Raw genomic sequence first — 25,940 nt, forward strand, 5'->3', positions numbered from 1 at the left:
AATGAAATCTACTAAAGTTGACATATTTGTATATGCAGATTGGATTGACCTTCAAGGTCCTCATTTAATGGGGATTTTGTCAGCTCATCAGGGTAAAGGAAAAAAGTCCTTTAGTTTTGAATATGATAAAGAGTGGATTAAAAGTGCGGGTCAAAATTTAATAGATCCTGATCTTCAGTTGTTTGGAGGTCCACAATATCCAACCAATAAAGAAAATTTTGGTGTTTTTATGGATAGTATGCCTGATACTTGGGGAAGAACACTAATGAAAAGAAAATCTATTCAGGTAGCCAAAGAAACTGGAGAGAAAGAAAAGAAACTTTATGATCTGGATTATTTATTAGGAGTGTATGACCAAACAAGGATGGGTGCTCTGCGATTTAAGACTTCAATAGATGGAAATTTTTTAGATGATGATGAGAATAACCCTACACCACCCTGGTCATCATTAAGAGAGTTGGAGGCAGCCGTGAAAAGTTTTGAAAATGAAGATGAGCCTAAAATGAAAAGGTTATTAGCACTGCTTGTAGTTCCAGGATCTTCATTAGGGGGTGCAAGACCGAAAGCTAATGTTATGGATCAGGAAAAAAATTTATGGATTGCTAAATTTCCTTCAAAAAATGATACAATTGATAAGGCAGCGTGGGAATATCTGGCATACCGATTAGCTACTGATGCCGGAATTAATATGTCAGAAACAAAGATTCAAAAATTAAGTAACAGCTATCATACATTTTTCACCAAAAGATTTGATAGAACAAACTCCGGAAGAATTCATTTTTCGTCAGCTATGACTATGACAGGAAACAATGAAGAAAAATTAAGAGATTCAACTGCAAGTTACCTTGATATCGTTGATTTTATTACGAACTACGGTATTGATGTTAACAATAATTTGAAGGAATTATGGAGAAGAATCGTGTTTAGTATTTGTATATCAAACACAGATGATCACCTTAGAAATCACGGATTTATTTTAACCCCAAAAGGATGGATACTTTCACCAGCCTATGACATTAATCCGTCTGTGGATAAAGAAGGACTTGCTCTAAATATTGATACAGATAATAATGCTTTGGATCTTGAACTTGCTAAGGAAGTGGGCGCTCAATTTAGACTGAACGAAAATGAAATGGATGAAATCATTGAAAAAGTCATTTCGGTTGTAAGAGGATGGGAAAGTATTGCTAGCGAGATTGGAATACCCAGATCTGAACAAGAGCGTATGAGATCTGCATTTTTACCATTTGAAAATTAATCTTTTAAAATAATCTTAGTAAATAAATTTTAATTGATTAATACGTTTAGAATGAGCTATAAAAATTAAGTTTCAACAGTAGGTAAAAACTTATTGCTTAATATCGATTACAAAAACACAGTGTTTTAAGTGTTTTCGTCGTGTTTTTCAAACACAGCGAAAACACTTTTTTCATTTGCACCATAATAATTAAAATCAAGTATTATGGATTTGCAAAATATTTCATTTGAAAATTTACCACAAGCAGTCGCCTTCTTAATTCGTGAACTTGCTGAGATAAAGCATCTGGTATCAAAAGAAGATGTTGTTATACCTCTCAAAAAAATTCCAATCGGAATAGATGAAGTAGCATCCTTAATCGGTAAAGCGAAACCAACCATTTACACTCTTGTTAGAGAAAGAAAAATCCCATGCTACAAAAACGGTAAGAAACTATATTTTTTTGAAGAAGAAATACTGAACTGGATTTCTAAAGGCAAGAAAAAGACCTTGCAGGAAATTACCGAGGAATGTGAAGCGGATTTTAAGAAAAATCGCAGAAGACAACATAACTAATAAAAATGCGATCGATGTCTAACGAAATTAATAAACTAAAGCAAAAGCTTATTTGGCAAATGACCGGGGAGGAATTAGTAAGTTTATTTAAATATGAAAATATTTATATAACAAATCGTACAAAGAGATCCTTGCAGCAAAATAAAATAATTGATGAAAAGTATGTGTATGGTCTTAAAGGTATAGCCAAGTTATTTAATTGCAGTATTTCATCTGCTATGAGATTAAAAAAGAGCGGTAAAATTAAAGATGCGATCACTCAGGAGGGGCGAAAAATTGTCCTGGACGTTGAGAGAGCTTTAGTTCTAATTAACAATGAATATGAACTAATAAACTGCAATAAAGAAAAAGATGATGTCGTTACAAGATAGCAGTCAGAAAATCATTCGCAAGGAATTTAAAAATGAAAGAATTCCTGAGAGTATAAGAATAGGCAACCATTTTGTTGATGATTTTATCTTTGATGAAAATAGTCAAGCCGCCAACATTCCCATCAATGCGCTAAGGGTTATATTTAATATAATCTCTATTATAAGTAATGAACAATTCAGACCTGAAGATCGTCCGAAGCAACTCTCTTTGTTCGATGATGATTTTGAGACTGAAAATAATACTTTCGCCCTGCTTAAAATTAAGAATAGCAAAATTTCTCCCAGTGGCTCAACAAAGCAGGTAATTAATGCCTATGAGTTTTTAGCAAAATTTAAGATGGGATGGTATAAGTCCCAGAATAGAAAAGGTAAGGAAATCAAAACTTTTGCAGGACTTATATCAACACCAACCTACGATGAAAGAGGCTACACATCTTTTCTTATCAGCAGTTATTGGCTGAAGAAATTAATTGTAATACCGGAATATAATTATATGCTTTATCAGTTGGTGTATAATATTAAAAATAATAAACATATCATATTTGCAATTTGGCTGGCTAAACTTCCATCAACTGGCACTGTATTGAAACTGTCAACATTTAATTCGAAGTTTGACTTAAATTATCGAACAGCAAATGATTTTTGTTTTAAATTTTTAAAACAGGTTAAGGGCAGTCTCGATAAATACAGTACAGTGTCATTTAATTTCAAATGCAAAGGAGAAAACATTGCAATTCATCCATATTCCACTGAAAAAATTCAGGAAGCAGATTTGAATATAGATAGCGAACACTTGTTCATCACCTATCGAATTAATTATTTTAAAAAAAGGTACAGATTGCAGGAGCAGGAAATGCTGCAGTTCGCATATCATTATCGAAATATATTACAGACAAGAGAGCTGATAGAGAAATCTTACAATTACTTTATCAAAAAAAATAGAAAATTAAAACTACGATCCTCTGATTTTAGTGGTAAGGTATTTTTATAGGAGATACAACAACTTATGATAGAACTTTACCGGGACACAAGAATGGGAAAATTTCTTCCGGATGGATATCCCGTCATTTTTTAATTAATCTAATATTTTATTTACAATGAATTGTGAGCAAATAAAACAAAACGTCAGTATCAGGACGGTTATGGAATCCTATGGTCTATTCCCTGTAAAAGAAAACAAAAGAACAGCATTTTATTTTGCATTAGATAGACAAGAGAAAACAGCCAGCCTGTCTGTAGATTTCATTAAGAATACAGCTTTTGATTTTGGAACAGGTAAAATATATGATGTTATATCAATAGTTCAAGCTATTAATAAATGTAATGTTTCAACAGCGCTTGAATATTTAAATAAGCTTGATTTTTCGCCTACAATAGATAATGTGGTTGAAACAAATGATGGCTTTACTTATAATGTTTTAAAAACAATCGATGTCGAGCATCCTGCGTTGCTAGAGTATCTTAAGTCAAGGGGAGTTTTGAATTGTAAAAGTCTTATCAAAGAGATCCATTACAAAATAGAAGATAAATATTATTTTGCGATTGCTTTTTTTAATAATTCAGGAGGTATTGAAGTCCGTAATAAATATTCTAAAATCTGCCTCGGACCAAAAGATGTGACGTTAATAAAGAAGGGAAATCAGCAAAATAATGAAATTGTTGTATTTGAGGGCTTTTTTGATTATTTGTCATATAAAACGATAGAAGATGATAAATTTTCTTCAGATGCAGATTATTTAGTCTTTAATTCAACATCGATGCTCTTAGCGGGAGATAAAATACTAAAGAAATACAAAAAAATATCTCTATTTCTTGATAATGATAAAACGGGAAAAACTGTCGTAGAGCAGATCCGCAACAGCTATAAAAATGTTGAAGATTTTTCCTGGATGTACCAACATTATAAAGATTTGAATCAGTGGCTGATAAGGTGATGATGTTTTCAGTAAAGACAAAACCGCTACTTAATAGTAGCGGTTTCATTTTGAAATTAATCTTATTGAGTAACCCATCCTGGCACTCCGTTCACACTTTTTAATATAAAGGTTCCATTTGATGGGGGAATAGGAATTACTTCAGTTGCAAAACCAAAGCTGCCATCCGCTTTGGCTACAACTTTTTTGGTGTAAGCTGGATCTCCGTCTGCATCGGGCATTTGTGAAGGTGTAACACTCAGTTTTCCATTGATATTGAGCCATCTTTCAGAAAAATCTCCAGAGATTAGCGCAAACTTATAGTCTGTATAATTGTTTGTAATGCTATCCCAAAAATTTGTTGAACTGGTGGTTACTGGTGTTGAATGAATTGCCAGCTTATTACTAATACTTCTATTTCCAGATGCGGGGCTTCCTGCACCGACACCAATAAAAACATTATTAGATCCAGTTCTATTGCCTGTACCCGACAGATATCCTATAGAAATATTATCATTGCCTGATGTGATATATGACATTGCTCCTGCACCGATTCCAATATTCCTGTTTCCGGAAATTGTTCCATTAATAATACCATTTAGTGCTGATACCCCCGCTCCATAATTTAGTTTTCCAGTAATTTCTCCTTGAGACATTGCATAGGCACTGGCCGAATTCCCTTTTCCGGAAGTTATGTTTGAGTCCGTTGCAAAAATTGAGTTGTATTCACCGGCGATAGTGCTTCTAGATTTACCGATGATATAATTTTCTTTTTGATCAAAATCAAGCTTCAGATTATTTTTTACAATAAGTTCCAGCGTGGAAGTATTACCTGTTTGAGAGACAACTTCCAATGGATCACTTTGAAGTAATGGAACCCATTTTTGACCGTCGAAATAATATAGACCTGACTTTTCAAGATGAACAGATTGCCCTGATAAATTGGTGGCAGGTGATAGAACGAAAACTATTGCTCCCTTCTGTGCTGTAGTGTAAGTTTTTGTTGCCAATTGATCTCCACTAATTCTTGGTAGAATGATCCCATCGAAATGATTGGCATCATCTGGTTTGCCTACTACTTCTAAGGTAGCTTTAGGCGTTTGAGTATTGATACCGACTTGTGAGAAAAAGTTGGCACTTATCAATAAAAAAAATAGTTTTAGAAAGTTGTTTTTCATTTTGTTATTTGATTATAGTTCACTATGTTTTTAGAATCTACTTTTGTGGTATAGCTATTTGGAGTGAGGTTTGATCCAATTTGAGTAGCCTTGCACTTCACCAGTGGCGTTTGAGTTTATCATATTTAAGTTTCCTGCAATAATATATATGGTATTATTTTGAAGCAGTACCGGAATTACATAAGTTGAATTTTCATTTTGCATAAAAACTATATCTTTAGGAAAGTATCCGATTTCGTTGCATATTCCCGAAATATCAAATAAAACATCATCTAAAACATTAGGTGCATCAGATGCTCTGCTAATTTCAAATTTTATATTCACTATCCCTTCTAATTTCCTTAAAGTTACCGAGCCTTTAAAGCCTCCATATTTTTTTGTTCCTATCGAATAATGTTTTGAGGATGTTAAGTAAACATTTTTGTCAGACGAAAGATTAAGAGGCTCAGACCACTTTGATGATTCTGTCAGAACATCATCATTGCTGTTATCAAATGACAGAATAATTCTATATTCTATTGGTTCCTTTTGATTGGATATAGATTTCCACGAATATCCGCTAAAGTAATATAGCCCTGGCTCTGTAATATCAGCTACCTGACCTGATAAGTTTGATGGTGCAGTGGTGACAAATATAACAGCACCTTTCTTTGAATAATTGTATGTTTTTTTCTGCAACTGATCTCCCGTAATGCGTGGGGGGAGAATTCCATCATAATGATTGATGTCTTCTGCTTTTCCTACAACTTCAAAAGTAGTCTCAGGAGATGAGGTGTTGATTCCTACCTGAGAAAACAGAAATGAATTAACACAGAAACAAAGCAGCATAAAAAAGTTGTTTTTCATCAGTAATTCTTTTGTTAAATTATTTTACAAAATTCATATTTAACCGTATTACTGCTATTAAACTAATTGTTATAAATGGCGGAGTGAACTTTTATGATTGTAAAAAGTCATAATTGAATATTCAAAAGTTTTATTCAAGGCGATCTATGATTAAGAATTGAACATATGTGACCATTGAGTTTATTTTGTCGCCTATGACTATGTCATTTAAAAGTATAATCGGTTTAAGCAAATTCTTCAATTCGGAAAGGCGCTCATTTTATTTCGGAAAAGCACTCTGGATATTTCGGAAAAGCGCTCCTAAACCCAACTAGTCGGACGAAAATTATCTCTTTTATACTATTAGATTCGGAAACGAACTCTTTACATTGTCGAAATTTTGATAATTGTGGATAAATACTGAATGTTGGATTGAAAAATTCGGAAACGCACTCATTCGTATTTTGATTGATGTTCGGAAAAGCACTGATCTCTTTTTCGGAAAAGCGATCATCTATCTTTCGGAAACACACTCATTCTTAAAATCCTCTCAAACAGCTGCTGCAGGATAATAGTGGAGTACAGTAAAAGTATTTCTAAAAATATATAAAAGTTCTTTTTTCTCTAAAAGGAATTTAAGCTTTTGCTTTTAAAGAAAAAATATAATCTTTTAGTACAAAAATTATGTCTTTACATCTTTACAAATAAACCGATTGTAAACAATATGTATTGCAATTAGTTTGATATTATTCACCAGTGTAAATTGATAAGTTGATTTAATAACTGTGTTTTTGTTTTTACAATTGCAAATGTAGAAAAGAGGCTTTCTCACAAAAAAATCTTTTTGGGTATCTAAAAAATTTTCTACACCAGTTCCGATAATTTGTCAGAAACTCCTAAATCCTTCGGACAAAAATATTTCAAGCCCTGAAAATAAATATAATTAGTGACTCTTTTTCCTTGGGTTTTATGCGCCTGCTCTTTTTCTATGGTCATAAGCAAAGAAAAACCGGAACCTCAGTTATACAAATCAATTCAACTTATGCTCTTTGACATCTTCGGAAATATCAAAAAAATATATAAATAATCATTTCCAATTAGGAAAAACAATAGAGAAAACCGAGTGTCCTCGATACCAAATCAATTCACTCAAGAAATTTTTAGAAAACGAAAATAATTTTAAACAATTTAAATTCAATTATTATGAACATCGTAGGCAGAATTACAAAGAATGCGGAAGTTAACGCATTAGCAAATGACAGACAAGTTGTTAATTTTTCAGTAGCTATAAATGATAGCTTTAAAAATAAACAAGGAGATAGAGTAGAACAGACCACATTTTATAACTGTTCATACTGGATTAGTTCTAATGTAGCTAAAATTCTTACCAAAGGTACTTTGGTAGAGCTGACAGGAAAACCAAGTGCAAGTGCTTGGATAGGAAAAGATGGAGAGATTCGTTCGGGTCTAAATTTTCTCACATCATTTATTAAAGTTCACGGAGGAGGAGGTAAGGCGGATGTTAATACTAATTCAACCATCGAAGCCAAACCACAAACAGCAAGTGCTTTAGTCGGAGATAAGGATGATGATTTACCATTTTAATTTAAAATTTAAACAATGAAAATATCAAAAATTCCTACAGATTATCTTTTTATCAAATCCATCGATTCAAATGAATTTAGTGATTTTGCAATCATTCATACTACTGAACAATGGAGAGAATTATGTACTGAAAGATTGGACTCTGTAAAACCTTTTGAAAATGATACTTTTTTCAAATGGCTTAATTATAAAGATGAAGCAGTTGATTTTTTTAGGTTTACGGATGAAAGCTTCTCTGAAATTAAAGATTGGTTTCAAAACAATGATATGTTTTTCGTGGAAACTAATGAAGAAGAAATCAGTCAATTGAAACCATTGGATTTTGTATTAAACTGTTATCAGATGCAGGTTTTTACTGATGGTACTGCCATTTATAATGCTTTTGAAAAGCATTTGGGTACTGAATATTGGACTCTCCAATTTTCTCTGAACGAATTAACACAGACAACTTAATTGAAAGCTATGCAGACCAATTTTTTTAGACAACTCGCCAAACTTAATTTAAAAGGTGACTTGCAGTTGATACTTCGACCAACAGAAGAAAATGGCTTTGTTCTATCCATATTGCTCAATAATGAGCAGTGTGGAGACGAAGCAAGAAAATTGATTCCACCTGTTAATTTAAAGGGAACAGCAGAAGAGCTTGATAACGGATTCTTTGAAACGGTAGGCACACCATTACAGACTGCTTCGGGTTTAATGGTAAATATGGAAAGCTTTATGAAACAGATGGAAGAAGCCAAGAAGAAATCTGCAATGGAAAAGGAGAAAAGTGATAAGGAGAAAAAAGAAAAGGAAACAAAGGATAAAAAATTTACTGAATCCTTACAAAAGGCAGTGCAATTTGAAAAGGAGGGCAAATATAAAGATGCGTGGTCTGCTCTACCTAAAATTTCAGATTATCCCGATAAGGCAGATAACATCAGGAAAAAGCAGGAACAATATGAAGTCCATCTTGCTCCAAGTCTTTTTTCCGAGCCACAAGAACCACAAGAAATTTCCAACATTTAAATATAGATTATGTTACTCGCAACACAATTAGAACGGGTTTTCATTCTGAAAGATAATGGACAGGATATTCGCCTGACAGACCCCGAACCAAAATGGAGTGTAGAAGCAGTGATGAATTTTTATGCTAATAATTATCCAATTCTTACCACTGCAAAGGTTTCCGCTCCTCTGATTAAAGATGACACTATTCAATATCAATTTGAAAGTGTAATGGGAACTAAAGGATAACAGTTTATGAATTAAATCAAAATTAAGATGAATGCAACAAAATATTATAAAAGGAAAAATAGTAATTCCGGAAGAAAAAAAACAAAAACAGGTTCATCAGCAGGTAGGCGATTTTATGAAATGGATGAAGCAGGAAAAAGACAGTTCGGAAGTACAGAAAGACCAGAGAAAGTCTGTCCCATTGGCACAAATACCAATGGTTTTCTGAAAACGGCTTTTCTGCCAAAGCTTAAAGAATGTAGCACAACATCAAATTTGTCAAAATCAAAAACAATAAAATTGGAGAGGGATTTTTATAAATCCCTTTCCCAAATGTCAGAGCATTATAATCTTTCTCAATCTGATCATAAAGATTTTGAATTTCCATATAACATCTCACTATCTCTGAATCATTGCCGAAAGCAAATGAAAACGAGTATCAAAAATTGGCAGGATATTAAATTGGAGCACAAAGGTAACTGCCTATATTTTGTGAGCGAAGAAAGAATCAGTACAGGAATGACTCTTTACTATATTCCTGTCGTTCCTCTTCATAATATGCTTCATCATAAGAAATACAGAAAAACAGCTCAAATGCTACTTTCTGTATGCACTTATCTGTATCGGATTATTGATATTCCTTATTACAGACAGGAAGCTTCATACTTATTTTGGTTATATGAAATGCTAAGCGACTGGATTGACCAAGATGAAGAATTGGATGAAAATTGTGAATATAAAAAGCAATTACAACAGGCTGAATTAATTGGTGATATTATGGAGCAGAAGATTGCATCTATCAATAATTTGTCATTTTTTCAACAGCGTGTAACTTCATTTAAAGCAAAAGATAGTTTTGATGTTGAATGTTTGAATCTTGCTAATAAAGCTTTCTCCTTATACAGCAAATTTCCCGAAGAACGCATCTATAGAAACATACATTTTAATAATAATAAGGACTTCTCTAATGATGATGAATTCGATTACGATGAAAATGATGAAGCCGTTATTTCAATGGATAAATACATTTCATTTTTTGCTGATGATAGAGGATGGGCATATCAAAGTATTATCGATAGTGTAAATAATGAATTCAATGAATATGCTGAAATTCAAGAACCTATTGTTTTCAAAGTTTTTGATGGGAAAGAAGTTTCAGATAACAGTCTGGATTTTGAAAGTGAAGTTTTTGAAATTCTTAATCAGCTTGCAGGAATACTTGGCGACTTTTCAAGTCTATAAATCTTAACTCGAATTAGTTATGAAACGAAAAAATAATAATATTGAAGCAAAAGATGTAACAGAAGATTTTGAAAATCTTTATCATCCAAAATCAGCATTAGTTTTCTACGAAAGTGATGATAAGCTTTCTGATATGTACGTTGAATATTTTGATATGGATGAAGATGGCAGTCCCATTAATGCACATCCACTTACAACCAACGAAGCTAAATATTTAGCAAAAAGACTTAAAATTCAAAATTGCAGAGAAAAAGAATTTCTTAAACCACAGGGAATTATTTCTTCTAATATTTTACTCATCGACAATTCAGAAAATGCAAAAGTGATTTGGTACACAGAATTTTCAGAACGAGAATTATATTTTTCTAAGGATTTGGAAATACCAAATGGTACAGCGAAAGTACCATCCTTAATTTGGTGTGCTGATAAACTGCATTTGAAGATATTTGCTGTTGATTACAATCAGCGACCAACAGAAGAGACTTCGCTATATCACGCACCATTTTTTAACATCTATGATAACGGGAGTGTTTGTATGGGGAACGTTGATACTAAAATTAAAAAGTCAGCTTCCTTGGAAGAATTTACGGCTACTTGGGAGCATTTTTTTTTCAATTCCTATTTCAGTCACTTAATGTACAATCATAATCCTATAAAGGGAAATTGTGTCTCGCTTTGGAAAGACCTTGTTCAGAACAGAAAGGATTTTCCAAATGATGTGCTTATAAAATCTAATCTTAAATTAAAAAACCTACTGTAATGAATATTCAAAATAATTCAATTGTAAATAATAAGCCAAGAGTTCATTTTACCTATAGTAATTTTATTCAGCCGACAAACCCAATATCTATAAATCTGATAGGGGCAGGAGGAACGGGTTCGCAGATGCTTACTGCTTTGGGCAGAATAAATTATGCGCTTAACGAAATGGATCATCCCGGACTTTCTGTAATGTTATGGGATGATGATAGGGTAGAAGAAGCAAATCTCGGCAGACAGCTTTTTGCTGAAAGCGAACTTGGACTTAATAAAGCGACAGCATTAATCAACAGGACAAACCGATTTTTCGGAACGGCTTGGAAAGCGGAGACTAGAAAATTTCAAAGAGACGCTTCGGACAGGATTACGAGTAATATGACCGCCAATATTTTTATTTCCTGTGTCGATAATGTGAAAACAAGATTTGAAATCGCTGAGGTTTTAAAAACTTTGGATGATACTTATATACATCGTAATACAGCAAAATATTGGATGGATTTTGGAAACAGTAAATGTACAGGACAGGTATTACTCTCGACAATCGGAGATATTAGACAGCCTGATTCTCAAAAATATGAAACGGTTTCCAATCTTGCTTTTATAACCGATGAATACGGTGATTTATTGAGACAGTCAGAAACAGTAGATGATACTCCAAGTTGCAGTTTGGCAGAAGCACTTGAGAAACAGGATTTATTTATTAATTCTTCTTTAGCCCAATTAGGAGGCTCACTCCTCTGGAATTTATTTCGAAATGGGATGACCGAAAACAGGGGATTTTTTCTGAATCTTCAAAATTTTAACTCACAGCCTATAAAAGTTGCCTGATGGAAATCGGGTGGCAAAAATGCAATTTCTCCTATGGTCGAAAACGCATTTTTGCCTATATGGAGCAACCACATTTTAAAATATACCTATCTAATTCCATTCCTAATATTTTAAAAAAAGGTTGCGGACTTTTTAAATTTTATCATATGATTGTAAAATTAATTTATTTTTAACTCATTGTAATATAGTTTGTTATTATCTTTATGGTAATTAACCTTGAAAACAATAATGCAATGAGAACACGTGCTAAAGAGAACGGACTTGAAGTGACCTGCGTTGCAGGAACTTCAGCAGTGATACTTTCGATTGATATGCCCCAACAACAAACTGAGGGACTACTGGGATTTTCTATCGAAAGAGAAGATTTGATAGAAAATGAAAAGTACTTTTTAAAAGGATTTAAATATTTTGAAGAAACTGTTGGGAGCGCAGTAAAAAATGAATTATTCAGCAGCTTTGAGCATCCTATCCAATCATTTATGTGGGAGGATTTTACTGTAAAATCAACCTACGATTATATCTACAATATAATTCCTGTATATGGAAAGCCTAAATTTTTAGAGCATAGACCTGGCTGTAAAATCAAGGTTAATATTCCCGACGAAAGTACTTCAAAACACTCAGTGTATTTTAACCGTGGGGTAGCGGGGAGCCTAGCATATGCTAGAGAGTTTGGGAATATCAGACCTTGGTCAGAGGGAGTATCTGAAGAGAATTCTTTGAGAGCATTAAAGTGGCTTGGTAAGGGCTTGGATGATGCTTTGTTGAACTTTATCAAAAAAGCTGAAGATGAAACATATAGTATTAGAGCTGCTTTTTACGAGTTTGAATATTTGCCCATTTTAGAAGCATTGAAAGATGCATATGAAGATAGAAGCGTTGATGTTAAGATAATTTATGATTCCAGAGGAGAGGAGAAAGCAAATAATCTTGCCATAAATGAAGCAGGCATTCCAAGACAAATTTTAATTCCAAGAAAAGAAGAAGCAAATAAAAGCTATATTGCTCATAATAAATTTATGATACTGCTGAAAGATGGTAAACCTATTGAGATATTATCGGGGTCTACCAATATAACAGCAAAAGGAATTTTTGGTCAATGTAACGCTGCTCACATTATCAGAGATGAAGAGGTCGCTCAAAAATTTCATCAATATTGGGAATATTTAGCACAAGATCCAATTAACGAAGTGTTAGGTAAGCAAACTTTGGAAATTCAAGAAGATATATTGTATGATAATCTTAACAAGGGTATAACCGTATTTTTCAGTCCCCGCGAACAAAAAACTATTCTTAAAACGTATGCTGAATATATGGATAATTCAAAAAGTCTTATTTGTGGAATGTTTCCATTTTCTTTTAGTAAGCATATGAAAGAAATAATAACTAAAGATACAGAAAATCTCAAATACATCATCTTAGATAATAATAGATCTATACATACTACATTAGTTTCAAACGATTATGATAATGTAATAATTTATGGAACTTATTTAAAAGATGGTCTATATGATTGGCTCGCAGAAAAACATTCAGGTTTACTATTGAATGCAAAGCCAAGTGGAGTAGGGACAAATTTCATTCATAATAAAATTATACTTATTGATCCTCTAGGTGAAGATCCTATTGTCATTTCCGGTTCTGCAAATTATAGTGATAATTCAATTTTGAATAATGATGAGAATACTTTGGTAATTAGAGGTGATAAGGATTTAAGTGATCTTTATTTTACTGAATTTGTAAGAATTTTTAATCATTATTATGCGCGATCTAAAGCTTTAGAAATGTCGGGAAAAGTTTCAGGGAACGATAATCCATTGCATTTGAAGACGGACTACCTTGCTTGGGTAAAATCATTCTACAATAAAAATGCATTAAAATATAAGAGAAAAAAAATGTTTGTAGATTTAATCTGTTCCTGATTTACTAGCTGCAGGGACTTTTTAATTACATAGCGATGTTACCAAATACTTATGACAAACAAGGCTTTACAAAAATTAATAGATGATTTAAATAATAAAGGTAAGAGAACAAAAAGTGTTATTTATCTTAGACCTTTAAGCCCGAATGTAGATTTCGCTAAGGTCTGGATAAATAAACCGAAAATAACTGATAATATTACATCTTCAGACGGATTCAAAAAATTTTACTTCATTAAAAATGAAACTAAAACTTATGTAGCTGTAGTCTTGGATATGTATAGTGATTTACATTGGTATGTTGTACCAGAACATAGAAAAAATGGACATTTGACCAACTCAATGAAGGATGTAGTTTTGTTTCACTTATTTATTAATAGAGATGAGCAAACAATTACTATCACAGAAAATCAAATTGGAAAATCTTTTGCTGATGCGTCGAAAAAAGTGGCACTCGAACTAGGATTTATTCAAACTGATGATAATGAATATGTGCTTGCAGGTGATGACTACGTATGTTCTGAGTCAAATTTTGTTTTGAACTCTAAAATGTCCGAAGATAGAATGGTTGAATTAAGGAACGAAATTAATTACTTAGGTCGATCACTTTGGAAAATTCAAACTGAAATTGAAATGAATCTTGGACTAAGTGATTACTGCGAAGAGCTTAAACAGACGGTTGACACATTAAGAAGTAATTCTTTGAAATTTGAATTCTTATGGAGAAACAATAACAAATAATAACTTAAACTACTGATTTTTTTAAAAAAGTAGTTTAAGATATTATTTAATTCAAGGCATCAAGATTTCCGATATATCTACTTATGATTTTTAGGTCATCATTTTCTTCAGTGTTCAAATCAGTCTTTTTAATCAATGAAATTATTTTGGAATAAAAACTATTATTAAATCCGTCAAGTGCTTTCTGATATTCGATATCAGTGTATGATATTTTGAAATCGTCAAATGAAAATGTAAAACCGATATTTGAATCAAATAACATATCTATCAGAATTTCCTCAGATAATAAAACTGACGGTTTGTCTTTTGGTACAATCTCCTTTAGTTTGAAAGTCGTTTCATATTTTTTGAATTCTTCCGATCTAATTGTTTTCTTTGAAACTTTACCTTTTTCAGAAACACGTTTATGAGCAATTGTAGTAACAAGCTCACCTATATCCTCTTGTGACAATGTTTTTGTAGTAAGTAATTCCTTTTTTTGCTTGTTAACAATTTTTGGAATATACTTTTTTGAAAATGAATCTGTGTCATAAACTCCAATGCTGTAACCGGAATTATTTGATTTGATTTTGGCTAATGGCCTGAATATTTCATTTATTTCCTCCTCTGAAAATTCTTCTTTGATTTCGGTAATTTCTTGTTCACCAAGAGGATTAATGAAAATTTCATTATGGAAATTTTTAACAATATTTGATTTTAAATTAACAATTTCCTTTTCTTCGTCATTTCTTTTCATCCAATCATTAGCAATTGAAAATCGAAAACTTCCATAACTTGAGTTTGTGATGACCGGATTAATAATTCTATCAATTTCTTTTTGAAGTTCACTTATACTGTCATCTCTAAATTTGACCAAACGCCTAACTTTAGTAAGTGCATATGCCTTTAATGATTTCAAATAATTATCTGTAAAGTCTTTAATCATTTCTAAAGTAACAGAATGACCAAATTCAAGCTTGGTAGGCTCAATAGTATAATGTGTGCTATTTTGTCTAAGAATACTTAAATAGGTATATTCTTTTGTCTGCCCAAAAGGATTAATATTTTTTAAAGAAACTAAAATCTCTAAGGCGTCATACAATTGTTCCTTAACCTCTTCATCTTTACTGTTAGTTAACCCAAAAAAAATAAACTTTTGTGCCTCCTCTATCTGTCCAGCTTTTAAATTTAAAAACGCAGCACTTCTTACCAGTATACTCCTTGTGGGTTCAAGGTCTGGTTTGTCGAAATAGAAATCTGCAACCTCACTTTCTAATTTAGCTGCCGTTTTGTATAGTTCTAATGAAGCATCAAAGTCACCTTCATCTAAAGCCTGCTTAGCCTTAAATGAGTAATCCATAGCTTCTCTATGTTGTAACTTTGGTTTCATTTATGAATTTCTTTTATGGTTGTAGGTTTGGCAAAAAGTGTGACAACGACAGATGATGATTGGTCTCTTTTTGAACCTCTATTAATTTGCTCGTGTTTCTTTTTTATGCGATTTATTAAGGTATTTGATTTGTTTTCCTCCAAAATACCGGATATTTCTACATAATGATATTCTTCGTCAAGAAAATTCAAATCATCATCATCAGGTTCAGTTTTAGAAAATCTATAGTCAACGCCATCGCCAATTTCAGTTTGTTCTACATATTTGTAATCCATTATTACTGACATTACAAACCAAGCCAATGCAACACCACCGTGATTAGCAATATCTTTATCCTCCTTCATTGTTACTTTTGAAAAATTGGAATCCCAAGTAACAATGTTTTTGCTGGATTTTCCGTCAATGGTAAATTCAAATTCAGCCTTAGAGTCTTTATGATAGCGATCAAGTCCAACAGCAGCCCAATAATTGTGAACTTTTATATGCTCTTTTGGTGGGCCTTGTAGCTTATCTAAAGTAAGATCAAGATGAAGTTCTGTCATTAAGTTATTAAAGTTATTGTTTTCACCAAATATACAAATTAATCGTTTTAGTTGTCAATTGTCATTCTAAACTACTTTTAATCTTGATTTTGTTATCAAAAAAATATAGAGTTGTTGCAACTAAGAGTTATTACATTTCCATACCTAAATCGAGTACTTCGTCAAGAATTTTCATTGTTTTAAAGGCATTTTCCCAACCTCCACAGCATTCAGGGCTTAATGCAATTGTAATGACATCTATCTTATCCATATTTTCAACTAATACATTCCCGACTTTTCTGATCAATTCATCAGAATAAATCTGATAATAGCCTTTACTGTTAGAATAAAAGAAATCTATATCCAAATTTACTATACCGCCATTTTTGGAATCTTTCAGCCAATGATGTAAGCTGTTAAGAAAGTCTTCTATCTTATACTCCCAATCTATAAATTCATTTTCCGGATATGGCTCTTTGGTTATAAAATGTGTAGTTCCAAAGAAATTCGGATATACTTCATTTAGATTTAATATATAATTATCCCAGCGGAACAACGGAGCTTTTATATTGAGTTCCTCCGGATGATTTTCATTAAGTTCAACATATTCTTCAAATGTAATTTTTTCAAGATCAACATTATCATTTAATAAATCTTCCTTGATAGATGGAATAGGGTATAATAGGTCATTATGTCTGTCAATATGATAGAAGTCGTATGATTTAGTGATATCTGTTTCCTGTAACCAGCACCACGCTGCACATAGATGATTATCCATCACATAAACCTTTCCTTTTTTGTATAAAAAATTGGCTGTTGTACTTCCTGAATCCAATAATTGCTGAGGTTTTTCTTTTATCCACATATGCTACCAAATATAGTAAATATCCAGCTGTTGTTGTATAGATAATAGTTCTCTTAAACCTGCTATAATCTAAATGTTCCGTGTTTTCGGTTTGCAAAACTATAAATACAGTTTCTGTACAAAAAAATCTTTTTGGGTTTCTAAATAAAATGCTGCGCCATTTTTTTCAGATACTCCTAAATCCGAAGGACAAAAATATTTCATAGCCTCCATTACATACTTCATTGCGGTTTTGTATTGAATCTGAATTTCTTTCGTCAGAAGCAATGAAAAACAGGGAGAAAGTAGATTATAAAACAATGCTGTTAAAATATCAACTGCTCTCAACAATTTAAATATTAACCCAAAAAATTGGCAATTATGAAAAATCCCAAAATCTCAGCTAATGATTTTTACAATCAGTTTACAGGAACTGAGCAGTACTATTCCTACATCTTTGGAATATTATTGACTGACGGAGTCAAAAATGTGGCATATGAAGAAGAGTGCTACTGGTTTCTGGACTGTATAGCATCTTATCAGACTTCTCAAAAATTTCAAAGTGAAGATTTTCAAGTATGGACGATTAAAAGAATCAAGGATGAGCAGTTTAGTCTTTCTGCATCTGACGGAAATGAAAATCAGTTAATGTCAGCCATTATTCCATTCTCTGACTTCTTTTTTGAAGAATTTACCATCTGGAAAGAGGGTAATGTACTATTACTTCCAAGCGAACACTAAATAATATGAAAACCTCACGATGTATAGGTAATCGTTTTATCAAATTCCAAACTTAAGAATACTTATAAATTTTATGGGAACTTATTCAATTATATATTTAAAAGAAGCTCAATTAGCTGAGGAAGTAAATAACTTTCTGAAAGAAAACTTTGATTTGAACTATGAAAATTTCAATGGCGTTGACTATGGTGTTTTCTTTACACAGGCAATGTTCAATGAAGAACTTAGATTTTTAAATGAAGATGAAGAAGGTAAAAAGATACTAGCCCATTATGACCGACCGCTTACTACAGAAACTTACTATTCTCTCTTATTTGGAATAGGCAACTGCTTTGGAGATATTGGAACTGCCTGTATAAAAGTCTCAAGTGTAATTGAATCAGATTTCAAGTTTATCAGAGCACTTCAGAAGTTCAAAAAGACACCTGAATTTATCAAATATGTCGATTTGAAAAAATCACAGCATCTTCAAAGATTATTATCAATAAGGATTGAATAATTTTAATTGTTTTCTAATCCTTTATATTCTGACTTTCTCGGTTTTCTTATGCGAAATTAGAAATCCATCCTCCAATCAAAAAATCTTTTTGGGTCTCTATAATTACAGCATAGCTATAATTTCAGACACTCCTGAATTCTTCGAACAAAAAGATTTCAAAGCCTTCATTACATTCTTTCATTCCGGTTTTATTGAATGACAGATTTCTTTTGGAATGCACATAAAACAATAGAAAAGTCAGAATATTAAATAAAGTATTATGAAAACATTCACAAAAAAAAGTAATTCAAAAGATTCTTCACAAGAAAAAAATGAAGATAGATTCATTTTAAAAATACTCGAAAACCTTGATAAAGTTAATCCGCAGGACTGGGAACATTATGCTGATGTGCAATTTCAAATGCCGAAAAATCTTTTTACAAAAAAGCAATATCAAGGCTTTAACACAGTAGCTCTTTATATTGATGCTTTAATCAATAATTTCCAAACCGCCGATTATGCGACATTCAACTCTATTTCGAAAGCCGGTGGCAGACTAAAAAAAGGAGCAAAAGGTACAATCATTGAATTTTTTAGCTTCATCTACAAACATAGAGAGACGGGTAAAATCTATAGCAGAGAACAAGTATTAGAAATGTCGGTGAATGAAAGAGAAAATATTAATAAGATCAGCTGTTTAAAGAATTATACCGTTTTTAATGCTGAACTGATTGAGAATATAGCCGATCTAAATATTGATACTGTCATTGAAGAGGAAAATCTAGTACTGGATTTTCAGGAACAATGTAATAGTGAAGAATTTATCAATTCAATTATTACTAACGGTAATCTAACAGTTAGGCAAACTCTTTCTAGTACAGCTTATTATACGCCTTTAACAGATATAATTTCAATTCCAGAAAAGAAATATTTTATATCTGAAGATAAATATTATTCTACATTATTTCACGAGATCATTCACTGGACTGGTCACGAAAGCAGATTAAAAAGAGAATTAAAAGGTCATTCAGATTTAACAAGTTACTCTTTTGAAGAACTTATTGCAGAAATGGGTAGTATGCTAATCTGCCTCCAATTTGGAATTACTAAGGAGTTTATCAATTCCGTAAGATATCTTAAAAGCTGGTCTGTCAAAAATACATCTAAGCGTGAGGAAAATATCAAGAAAGCATTTGCATCATCTAAAAAAGCAAAGAAATTTCTTGAACAACTTTGATAAAATAATAAGGCTGCCATAGGGCAGCCTTTTCTATTATCGTCAAGAATTATTATTAAATATTTTCCTAAAGAATCTTTTTAAAGGATTCTTCAAGACATTCCAGCCAACGACGATAATAACTAAAGTTAGAGATATTTTTCTTGCATTATTATTGTCAGTGGTATTACCTATAAACGCAAACAGAAATATGTAAAACGCTATTGCTCCGTACACCACAAATTTTATTATTCTTTTCATTATTAATTCTGATTAATAAGAATATGTAAATATAAAAATATTTTTGAAATAATAGGTAAAATATTTTAAATTGGTTTAATAGGTAAAAAATAGTATATTTGTTTAATTCTGATAACAATGAAATGGAAGAGAGTACAAATCACAATTTATTTACGGACATTGCAAGAAGGAATTTTCTAATAAAACAGTTCTTTAAAGCAAATGATGTTACCATTGATTTACTGGGAGATATCAATAATCCCTTAATGGTAACTGAAAACAATATTGTTTTAAGCTGCTATGTCAGTAATTTTAATCTTATTTTTAAAGATGATTCTTTTGAAGGAAATGAATCATTTACCATTAAACTTAAAAATGACCCGGCTATTTTGAAAGATAAATTAGCGGACTGGATTAATTATGCTTCTCACAGGAAAATATATATTTTTACCTCTGACGAAGGATTGTATTATTCCAAGTTTATAAGAATTTATAATGGAAAATTACCCCTTTTCAGCCCTTCAAAAGAGTTGGCATATTATGTTTTCCAACGACAGAAAGCTGTTGAAATGGTTCAGAAACTTAAAAAAGACAAAATAAAATTGTCTATTGTGCTTTAAATAATTTGTAAAGCCGTAAAAATATGATTTATATTTTTCGGTTTTAGTTTTACATTTGTAATAATTTGTTGTCGTTGAATCGGCAAGTTGGCTAATAAATAAGCATTCTATGTGCGCAAAAAAAGCAACCAAAAACTTATTGGTAAAAACCGATAAGTCTTTAGTGGACAATTTTAAGATTTGCAGTTTTACTTATTACAAGGATAACGACCTGTTATCCCTATTTTCCTATAGACATTATTTATGTGTCACATTACTGAATGTTCAAAAGAGTTTTCAGCAAAAATATCATAAGGTTACCGCTCCTAATGAGCAGTATCTTGTTTTTTATAAAAAGAGAGGAACTAAGATTGAAAATACAAAAGAAGAAAGAATATTGGAAAGTATCAATTTTCTACTTCCACTAAAATATTCTGATCTTTATTATGAATTGATGCACACTTATTACATCAATGAAAAATCTGATTCTTCAAGCTATTCTATTTCCGCTTTTTTTGAATTTCTTGTTTCTTTTGTCAGCAAAACTCCTTTGGAATTTTTTTCTGTTGAATTATAACATTCTATATTTCTACATCAATTTAAATATATAATTGTATAAATACGGTAGTATGTATTTATTGAATTGTTGAATTATATGTTTATATAATTCAATAATACTGTCAATATATATTTATATAATTGTTCAATTGTAGGTTTACACATTATTGCAAATGTTGATTTCAACTTTTAAAAAATGGCTTTTGAAGATGATATTGTAAAAATAATTTGTTTTTTTTGTGGTGCAAGATGTCCTTTTGGACGTCCATTTATATAAAATGAGCCTACAAAAGAGTATCTTGCCTTTTTTCAAAAGGATTATTACTAACTCGGAACTCGTTGAAATTTTAACTTAAAATACTCAATTAATCATATTTTAAATGCTCATTCAGAATGATCTCAATCATTTTCAAATTTAAAGTATATTAGATATAAAATAGTAATTACTTAAAATGGTGAATATTTACATAAAAGAACCTTGGGCGATAGATGCAAAAAAAGCATTGAATTTTTTTGTGTCGAGAATGGGAGATGAAAGATGGTTGAAAAGACGAGACAAAGTTGTATCATATTTTCGTGAGGTTGAAGCTATTCAGTATGGATTTAAAAAAGCGGAAAGTAAAGATGGCAAACTCGTCATGCCAATTGCTTTTTATGATGACTGGATTGCATGGTATATGTATCTGGTAGAAAGTATCTTTGAAAGACCTTTATCTGGTGACGCTCTACAATCCGCTCGTATATTTCCGTTTTTTTCGATGATAGGGAAGAATCTTTCAACACTTCTTGAGATTGATGGGATAGAGAAAAAGATTGAGGAATTATTGAACGAAAAAAAGAATCACCCTGATACCATTTTTTTTGAACTGGCAGTTGCAAATTTATATTGTAAAAATGGATGGAAAGTATCCTTTATACCTGAAAGCACTTATTATAAATCTCCGGACTTGCAGATTAGAAAAGATGGACAACAATATTGGGTTGAATGTAAAAGAATGCAGAAAGTTCCGGATTATTCTGAAAGCGAAAGGTCAGAATGGCAAAACAGATCTTTACGATTGACTGCCATTTTGCAAGAATATAAATTGTCGTATTCCATTGATATTATTTTTAAGGTTCCAGTTTCAGAGACAGGCGAAAATATTTTAGTTGATTGTTTTAATGAATATCTTAAAATTCATAGTGGAGATAAAAGAGCACAAATTCAAACTTCTGAAATTGAAATTTCATTTAGACCGTTGAACTTGGCTTCTATAAATAGAGAATTAAAAGAAAGAGATATTAGAAACAATTCACCGGAATTAATTGAGGTTTGCATTGGAAAATATGAAAGTGGGGGTAATTATGTGACCGTATTTAACCACGATGAACTATATAAATTGGGTAAGGATAAAAATTTTGATATTCTAAATCTTTACATTGACAAAGTAGGAAGTATAAGTATTCTTAAATGGACAAGTGTCTCCGAACATTCTATAAATATGAAAGCAAAGGACGTAAAACGACTTCTTGTAAAAGCAGTAGATCAAATACCACTTGATGGTCCAGGAATTATTCATATCGGCTATGAAAATTTGGACGGACCATATGTAGAAAGAAAAAGATTTTTGAAGTCGGAGGAAATAATACAGGGATTTGATTATAAAGAAAAAGATATCCGAGCGATACATTGTAATAGTATTCAGCTGCTTGCTTCCAGTAATAATTTTGATTGGGCTGAAACTACCTGTTTTTATAAACAAAGCCATTATCCTGTTCTAAAAAATGATTTGCTTTTGGCTGATTCAGTAAGTGGCTTTAATAGACCTCACTGGGAAGATGATATAGAAAATTTAGAAGGTAATCAATATAATTAGTGAGCTTTTAAATATTTAGTGGGAGCTTCCATTGATAATTAGAATTGATTGGATAGAGCCATTGTATTGTCCTGAGACAAAGTATCATCTGATATTTTATACCTTTGCCGCGATTCTCAAGTTTAATTTGAGTTTTCATGGTTATTAGTTTTTATCCCCATCTTCTTGGGGATTTTTTTGTTTAAAACTTTTTCTTTGTATTGTCGAAGCAATATTTATCACTAAATTATTTGATTTTTTAAATATTTAATAACGTAATTTATAGTCATGATCAAAAAAAAGAGATCGAAATTGATGCTCAAAACCTATTTTACTTAACTTCACTAAAAGTTCTAAATAACAAACATTATTTTGTTCTTGAGTACAGCGAAAAAAGAAAATTTATTGTCTTCTACGCTAAGACAAACAAATCAAAAGTTACTCTTAAGCTTTCTCCTCCAGTCAAGTATAATAATTGCATTATTTTGACGGGGAAATTTTTTTCAAAACAGCGATACACTGTTTTTGATATTTTTATTTTGGATAAAAATGTGTTTTTATTTATAGAAGAGCAATTAATTGAAATTAAAGATTCAGATCAAGTGTTGATTAAACTTTCAAAAAAACGTACTTCAATCAAATAAAAAATCCCAAGCCAATTTGGCTTGGGATTTTTTATTTGGAATCAATATTTGTTTGATGATTATATTCAAAAATATCCGCAGCTTCTTTATCCCATCGTTTCCTAGGCAGCAATACGATTGTTGTGAATAAATCTCTTTTTTTATCATAGCTGTCAATTCTTTCAAGCCGTCCTCCATAGTCCTTGTCAGCAAGCGGATTAAGAGAATAGGGTAGAATAGTATCGGTTTTATTTAGATAGAAAATACTGTAGGTCTCTCTACTTATAATTTGGAATCTTTTAAAGTGTTTTTTTCCATAAAGTACAGTGTCATTTAGATTTTTCCGTTGCTGATAGTTGGATATAGGTAAGTCAATCCACATTGCTCCGTACCTTTTATTTTTGACATTTCTACCATTTTCAAATTTTTGATCTTTAAAAATCAAAGATTTTGACTGTAAAGTATTTCCAATGCTGAAATATAATGAATCACGGATATAATATACACTGTCAATTATTTCTGGAATTTGAATATTGGGGACTAATTCTATTAAGTCCTTATCCTGGTAGTTCATTTTGGACAAAATGATCTGTTGGTGCTCTTCAAGACCTTTTGAAGCACTGTAATAAATATTCGTGACTATATCAATTCCACCTCTTTTACTTTGAATTTTTTTTCCCTTATTACAAGAAACTAGAAATAAACAAAAGAATAATAAAGCAAAAACTCTCATAGATATTAAATTTTTCGGGAATGGCTCTGCTGATTCTTTACCTCATTAGTTTCCGAATTATCCTTTTGAAAGGCCTGCTCATTAGAGTTGAATCTTTTCATCTTATTATCATACAGATTCAGCATCTTGTATTGGGGGTTGAGAATTGCTTTTCCTTCGACTATATTATTTTTCAGATCTGAAAATTTTACCGAAACAATATTGCCTTTTTCAAGTGATTTGGTGGTAATTTCTCTGTGCTTATCGTTATCAAAATGAAGTTTTGCTTTATCAATGATCTTTTTAATGTCAATTCCGTAGTTTTTATTAAAAACCTGAAGCTTGAAATTTCCTTTTTCATTCTTTTCTTCATTCAATTGTAGCTTTACAAAAGCATCCTCTTTTGCATCCAAATGTTTATTATAAATCTCCGTTTTAACAGATCTGCCTTCTAAAAGATTGATCGCTTCTTTAGCCGTAAAGTTTCCATTAGCGGAAAATGTATGGTTTAAGTTGACATCCTTCTCATTGTTCTTAAGATTTGCAAGGAAAGAGTTTAAGTAGAAGTTTTCATTTTTTTCAGATTTTTGAAATTTCAGCTCAAAATTGATTTCATTGTTTTTGAAAGATGCTTTATCTGAAGAAATATTGATGATAAATTCTTTTTTATCTGAAGCTAAATTATCAGCCAGTTCCGTATGAACTTTTTGTTCTTCGCCAAAACCTAAATACTTGATCTGATCTTTTAAATCTTGTAGATTTCTATTTTCTTCAGGATGCCCGTTTTTTAGCCTGTTAACTTTATTGTATTCTGTTTCCAGGTTTTGAAGAATTTCTGGCTTCTCGGTTTGTTCTTTGGTGAGCACTAATGAAGTACCGTTCAAATTAACGCGTAGTGTCTCATTTGGATTTAATTTCTGCCCCGCTTTTTGCAGCATATTAACCAAATTATTAGGAGTGGACATTTTTTCAAAAAACGGTTTCTCTTGATTGGGCAGTTCGATTTTTACTTCTAAATCGGCTTTTTTGGATTGAAATACATTATTTTCCATGTTGTTAATATTATGATTGTTATGTAATTTGTTATCTAAATCATTTATTTGCTTGGATCGAAAATTTAGCAATCCCGAGAGTAGCTGCAGTCTTTCGCTGTCATTTTTTATAATTATTTTGAAGTCTGCTCCTGAGGAATTAAAAGGTGAAATAGTTAGATCAATTCCGGAAAACATTTTTCTCTTGTTTTGAAGATTTTCTATAAGAGAGTTATAGCTGTCAATTTCACTTGAGATTGAACCACGGAGCCCTTCTTTTAACCAAATACTGTTGTTTGTATTTCTAAAGTATTCAGATATAATCTCAACTTCTGATTTTAATGCGTCATCGCTTTTCATTATTGCTATATATTTGGATGTGAGGTTACCAATAGAGATTTCTATCACTCATTAAATGTGATAGATCATAATTGCGAATTTTAAAGATCTTATCATTTATACCTAACAGAAACAAAATTTTACTTTTCGTCTGCTGTTCTGTATCAAGTATAATCTGAATTGATTTATACTTTATCTTTAGATAATTTTGACCTTTTAGCTGAATGGTTTCAGAGACAACTCCTTTATCTAAAAGTTCAAGATAGAGTACAGTTAATTCAAAATTTCGCAGTGAATGAAATAAATGAATCTTTGGTACGACAAGATTTTTCTGAATGTATCGTCTAAATAAAAAGGATTTTATTTCTTTTTTATTTTTTGACGCGGTAATGATAATTAGCGAATTCCTTAGATAATCACAA

28 protein-coding genes are annotated in these 25,940 nt (G+C 31.5%); 21 read left to right on the forward strand and 7 right to left on the reverse strand.

Annotated features, from left to right (window positions below):
• Position 1: 1 nt before the first annotated feature.
• The 5 genes from RTX21_RS13580 to RTX21_RS13600 all read left to right on the forward strand — a co-directional run bounded on the left by RTX21_RS13580 (position 2) and on the right by RTX21_RS13600 (position 4,118).
• The gene (locus tag RTX21_RS13580) at positions 2-1,258 is read left to right on the forward strand and encodes a type II toxin-antitoxin system HipA family toxin (protein ID WP_002977248.1); all 1,257 of its coding nucleotides are present in this window, start codon (positions 2-4) and stop codon (positions 1,256-1,258) included.
• Positions 1,259-1,462: 204 nt separating this feature from the next.
• Entirely contained in the window at positions 1,463-1,813 is a 351-nt protein-coding gene (locus RTX21_RS13585; RefSeq protein WP_002977250.1) for a helix-turn-helix domain-containing protein, read from the forward strand.
• A gap of 14 nt (positions 1,814-1,827) precedes the next feature.
• Positions 1,828-2,184, forward strand: a complete 357-nt coding sequence (locus RTX21_RS13590) for a DUF3853 family protein (protein WP_002977252.1) — start codon at positions 1,828-1,830, stop codon at positions 2,182-2,184.
• Positions 2,165-3,175: a hypothetical protein gene (locus tag RTX21_RS13595; protein WP_312768543.1), complete on the forward strand. Its 1,011-nt coding sequence runs from the start codon at positions 2,165-2,167 to the stop codon at positions 3,173-3,175. The genes RTX21_RS13590 and RTX21_RS13595 overlap by 20 nt, the downstream gene beginning before the upstream one ends.
• Before the next feature lie 151 nt (positions 3,176-3,326).
• Positions 3,327-4,118, forward strand: coding sequence for a toprim domain-containing protein (locus tag RTX21_RS13600; RefSeq protein WP_228457750.1), 792 nt, complete (start codon positions 3,327-3,329; stop codon positions 4,116-4,118).
• A gap of 62 nt (positions 4,119-4,180) precedes the next feature.
• On the opposite strand, the gene RTX21_RS13605 is transcribed toward RTX21_RS13600, so the two are convergent.
• Together RTX21_RS13605 and RTX21_RS13610 are read right to left on the reverse strand one after the other, a co-directional pair.
• Positions 4,181-5,275, reverse strand: a complete 1,095-nt coding sequence (locus RTX21_RS13605; RefSeq protein WP_002977257.1) for a hypothetical protein — start codon at positions 5,273-5,275, stop codon at positions 4,181-4,183.
• Between the two features lie 54 nt (positions 5,276-5,329).
• Positions 5,330-6,121 (reverse strand): hypothetical protein, encoded by a 792-nt coding sequence (locus RTX21_RS13610; RefSeq protein WP_002977259.1) that lies wholly within the window; start codon positions 6,119-6,121, stop codon positions 5,330-5,332.
• Positions 6,122-7,303: 1,182 nt separating this feature from the next.
• On the opposite strand from RTX21_RS13610, the gene RTX21_RS13615 reads away from it, so the two are divergent.
• The 10 genes from RTX21_RS13615 to RTX21_RS13660 all read left to right on the forward strand — a co-directional run bounded on the left by RTX21_RS13615 (position 7,304) and on the right by RTX21_RS13660 (position 14,412).
• Positions 7,304-7,705, forward strand: a complete 402-nt coding sequence (locus RTX21_RS13615; protein ID WP_002977263.1) for a single-stranded DNA-binding protein — start codon at positions 7,304-7,306, stop codon at positions 7,703-7,705.
• 15 nt (positions 7,706-7,720) lie between these two features.
• Positions 7,721-8,158 (forward strand): hypothetical protein, encoded by a 438-nt coding sequence (locus RTX21_RS13620; RefSeq protein WP_002977264.1) that lies wholly within the window; start codon positions 7,721-7,723, stop codon positions 8,156-8,158.
• Between the two features lie 9 nt (positions 8,159-8,167).
• On the forward strand, positions 8,168-8,716 hold the full coding sequence (locus tag RTX21_RS13625; RefSeq protein ID WP_027383749.1) for a PRTRC system protein E: 549 nt from the start codon (positions 8,168-8,170) through the stop codon (positions 8,714-8,716).
• Between the two features lie 9 nt (positions 8,717-8,725).
• Positions 8,726-8,944, forward strand: a complete 219-nt coding sequence (locus RTX21_RS13630) for a PRTRC system protein C (RefSeq protein ID WP_002977268.1) — start codon at positions 8,726-8,728, stop codon at positions 8,942-8,944.
• A gap of 31 nt (positions 8,945-8,975) precedes the next feature.
• Positions 8,976-9,152 (forward strand): hypothetical protein, encoded by a 177-nt coding sequence (locus tag RTX21_RS13635; RefSeq protein ID WP_002977271.1) that lies wholly within the window; start codon positions 8,976-8,978, stop codon positions 9,150-9,152.
• 197 nt (positions 9,153-9,349) lie between these two features.
• Positions 9,350-10,165 (forward strand): hypothetical protein, encoded by an 816-nt coding sequence (locus RTX21_RS13640; RefSeq protein ID WP_126358622.1) that lies wholly within the window; start codon positions 9,350-9,352, stop codon positions 10,163-10,165.
• Positions 10,166-10,184: 19 nt separating this feature from the next.
• Positions 10,185-10,925: a PRTRC system protein B gene (locus RTX21_RS13645; RefSeq protein ID WP_002977276.1), complete on the forward strand. Its 741-nt coding sequence runs from the start codon at positions 10,185-10,187 to the stop codon at positions 10,923-10,925.
• Entirely contained in the window at positions 10,925-11,752 is an 828-nt protein-coding gene (locus RTX21_RS13650) for a PRTRC system ThiF family protein (RefSeq protein WP_002977279.1), read from the forward strand. Before RTX21_RS13645 ends, RTX21_RS13650 begins: the two co-directional genes overlap by 1 nt.
• A gap of 233 nt (positions 11,753-11,985) precedes the next feature.
• Positions 11,986-13,674: a phospholipase D-like domain-containing protein gene (locus tag RTX21_RS13655; protein WP_164720334.1), complete on the forward strand. Its 1,689-nt coding sequence runs from the start codon at positions 11,986-11,988 to the stop codon at positions 13,672-13,674.
• Between the two features lie 51 nt (positions 13,675-13,725).
• Positions 13,726-14,412, forward strand: a complete 687-nt coding sequence (locus RTX21_RS13660; protein ID WP_002977283.1) for a hypothetical protein — start codon at positions 13,726-13,728, stop codon at positions 14,410-14,412.
• A gap of 46 nt (positions 14,413-14,458) precedes the next feature.
• Here the strand turns inward: RTX21_RS13660 and RTX21_RS13665 are convergent, their stop codons facing one another.
• From RTX21_RS13665 to RTX21_RS13675, 3 genes are all read right to left on the reverse strand, one after another.
• The gene (locus RTX21_RS13665; RefSeq protein WP_002977285.1) at positions 14,459-15,781 is read right to left on the reverse strand and encodes a hypothetical protein; all 1,323 of its coding nucleotides are present in this window, start codon (positions 15,779-15,781) and stop codon (positions 14,459-14,461) included.
• A complete protein-coding gene (locus RTX21_RS13670) occupies positions 15,778-16,323 on the reverse strand; it encodes a hypothetical protein (RefSeq protein WP_002977286.1) in 546 nt (181 codons plus the stop codon). Before RTX21_RS13670 ends, RTX21_RS13665 begins: the two co-directional genes overlap by 4 nt.
• Positions 16,324-16,453: 130 nt before the next feature.
• Positions 16,454-17,167, reverse strand: coding sequence for a hypothetical protein (locus tag RTX21_RS13675; protein ID WP_002977288.1), 714 nt, complete (start codon positions 17,165-17,167; stop codon positions 16,454-16,456).
• 360 nt (positions 17,168-17,527) lie between these two features.
• On the opposite strand from RTX21_RS13675, the gene RTX21_RS13680 reads away from it, so the two are divergent.
• The 6 genes from RTX21_RS13680 to RTX21_RS13705 all read left to right on the forward strand — a co-directional run bounded on the left by RTX21_RS13680 (position 17,528) and on the right by RTX21_RS13705 (position 22,834).
• Positions 17,528-17,887, forward strand: a complete 360-nt coding sequence (locus RTX21_RS13680) for a DUF6876 family protein (RefSeq protein WP_002977293.1) — start codon at positions 17,528-17,530, stop codon at positions 17,885-17,887.
• A gap of 73 nt (positions 17,888-17,960) precedes the next feature.
• Positions 17,961-18,386 (forward strand): hypothetical protein, encoded by a 426-nt coding sequence (locus RTX21_RS13685; protein ID WP_002977295.1) that lies wholly within the window; start codon positions 17,961-17,963, stop codon positions 18,384-18,386.
• 259 nt (positions 18,387-18,645) lie between these two features.
• Positions 18,646-19,602, forward strand: coding sequence for a zincin-like metallopeptidase domain-containing protein (locus RTX21_RS13690; RefSeq protein ID WP_002977297.1), 957 nt, complete (start codon positions 18,646-18,648; stop codon positions 19,600-19,602).
• Between the two features lie 362 nt (positions 19,603-19,964).
• Positions 19,965-20,441 (forward strand): hypothetical protein, encoded by a 477-nt coding sequence (locus RTX21_RS13695; protein ID WP_002977301.1) that lies wholly within the window; start codon positions 19,965-19,967, stop codon positions 20,439-20,441.
• 109 nt (positions 20,442-20,550) lie between these two features.
• The gene (locus RTX21_RS13700; protein WP_002977302.1) at positions 20,551-20,997 is read left to right on the forward strand and encodes a hypothetical protein; all 447 of its coding nucleotides are present in this window, start codon (positions 20,551-20,553) and stop codon (positions 20,995-20,997) included.
• A 433-nt stretch (positions 20,998-21,430) separates the two neighbouring features.
• Positions 21,431-22,834, forward strand: coding sequence for a hypothetical protein (locus RTX21_RS13705; RefSeq protein WP_002977303.1), 1,404 nt, complete (start codon positions 21,431-21,433; stop codon positions 22,832-22,834).
• A 654-nt stretch (positions 22,835-23,488) separates the two neighbouring features.
• On the opposite strand, the gene RTX21_RS13710 is transcribed toward RTX21_RS13705, so the two are convergent.
• Complete coding sequence (locus RTX21_RS13710; RefSeq protein WP_002977304.1) at positions 23,489-24,169, reverse strand: hypothetical protein; 681 nt, start codon at positions 24,167-24,169, stop codon at positions 23,489-23,491.
• 5 nt (positions 24,170-24,174) lie between these two features.
• On the reverse strand, positions 24,175-25,539 hold the full coding sequence (locus RTX21_RS13715) for a hypothetical protein (RefSeq protein WP_312768548.1): 1,365 nt from the start codon (positions 25,537-25,539) through the stop codon (positions 24,175-24,177).
• Positions 25,540-25,940: the final 401 nt, after the last annotated feature.

The sequence above is a fragment of the Epilithonimonas sp. genome (genome assembly GCF_032054305.1).
Classification (GTDB): Bacteria; Bacteroidota; Bacteroidia; order Flavobacteriales; family Weeksellaceae; genus Epilithonimonas.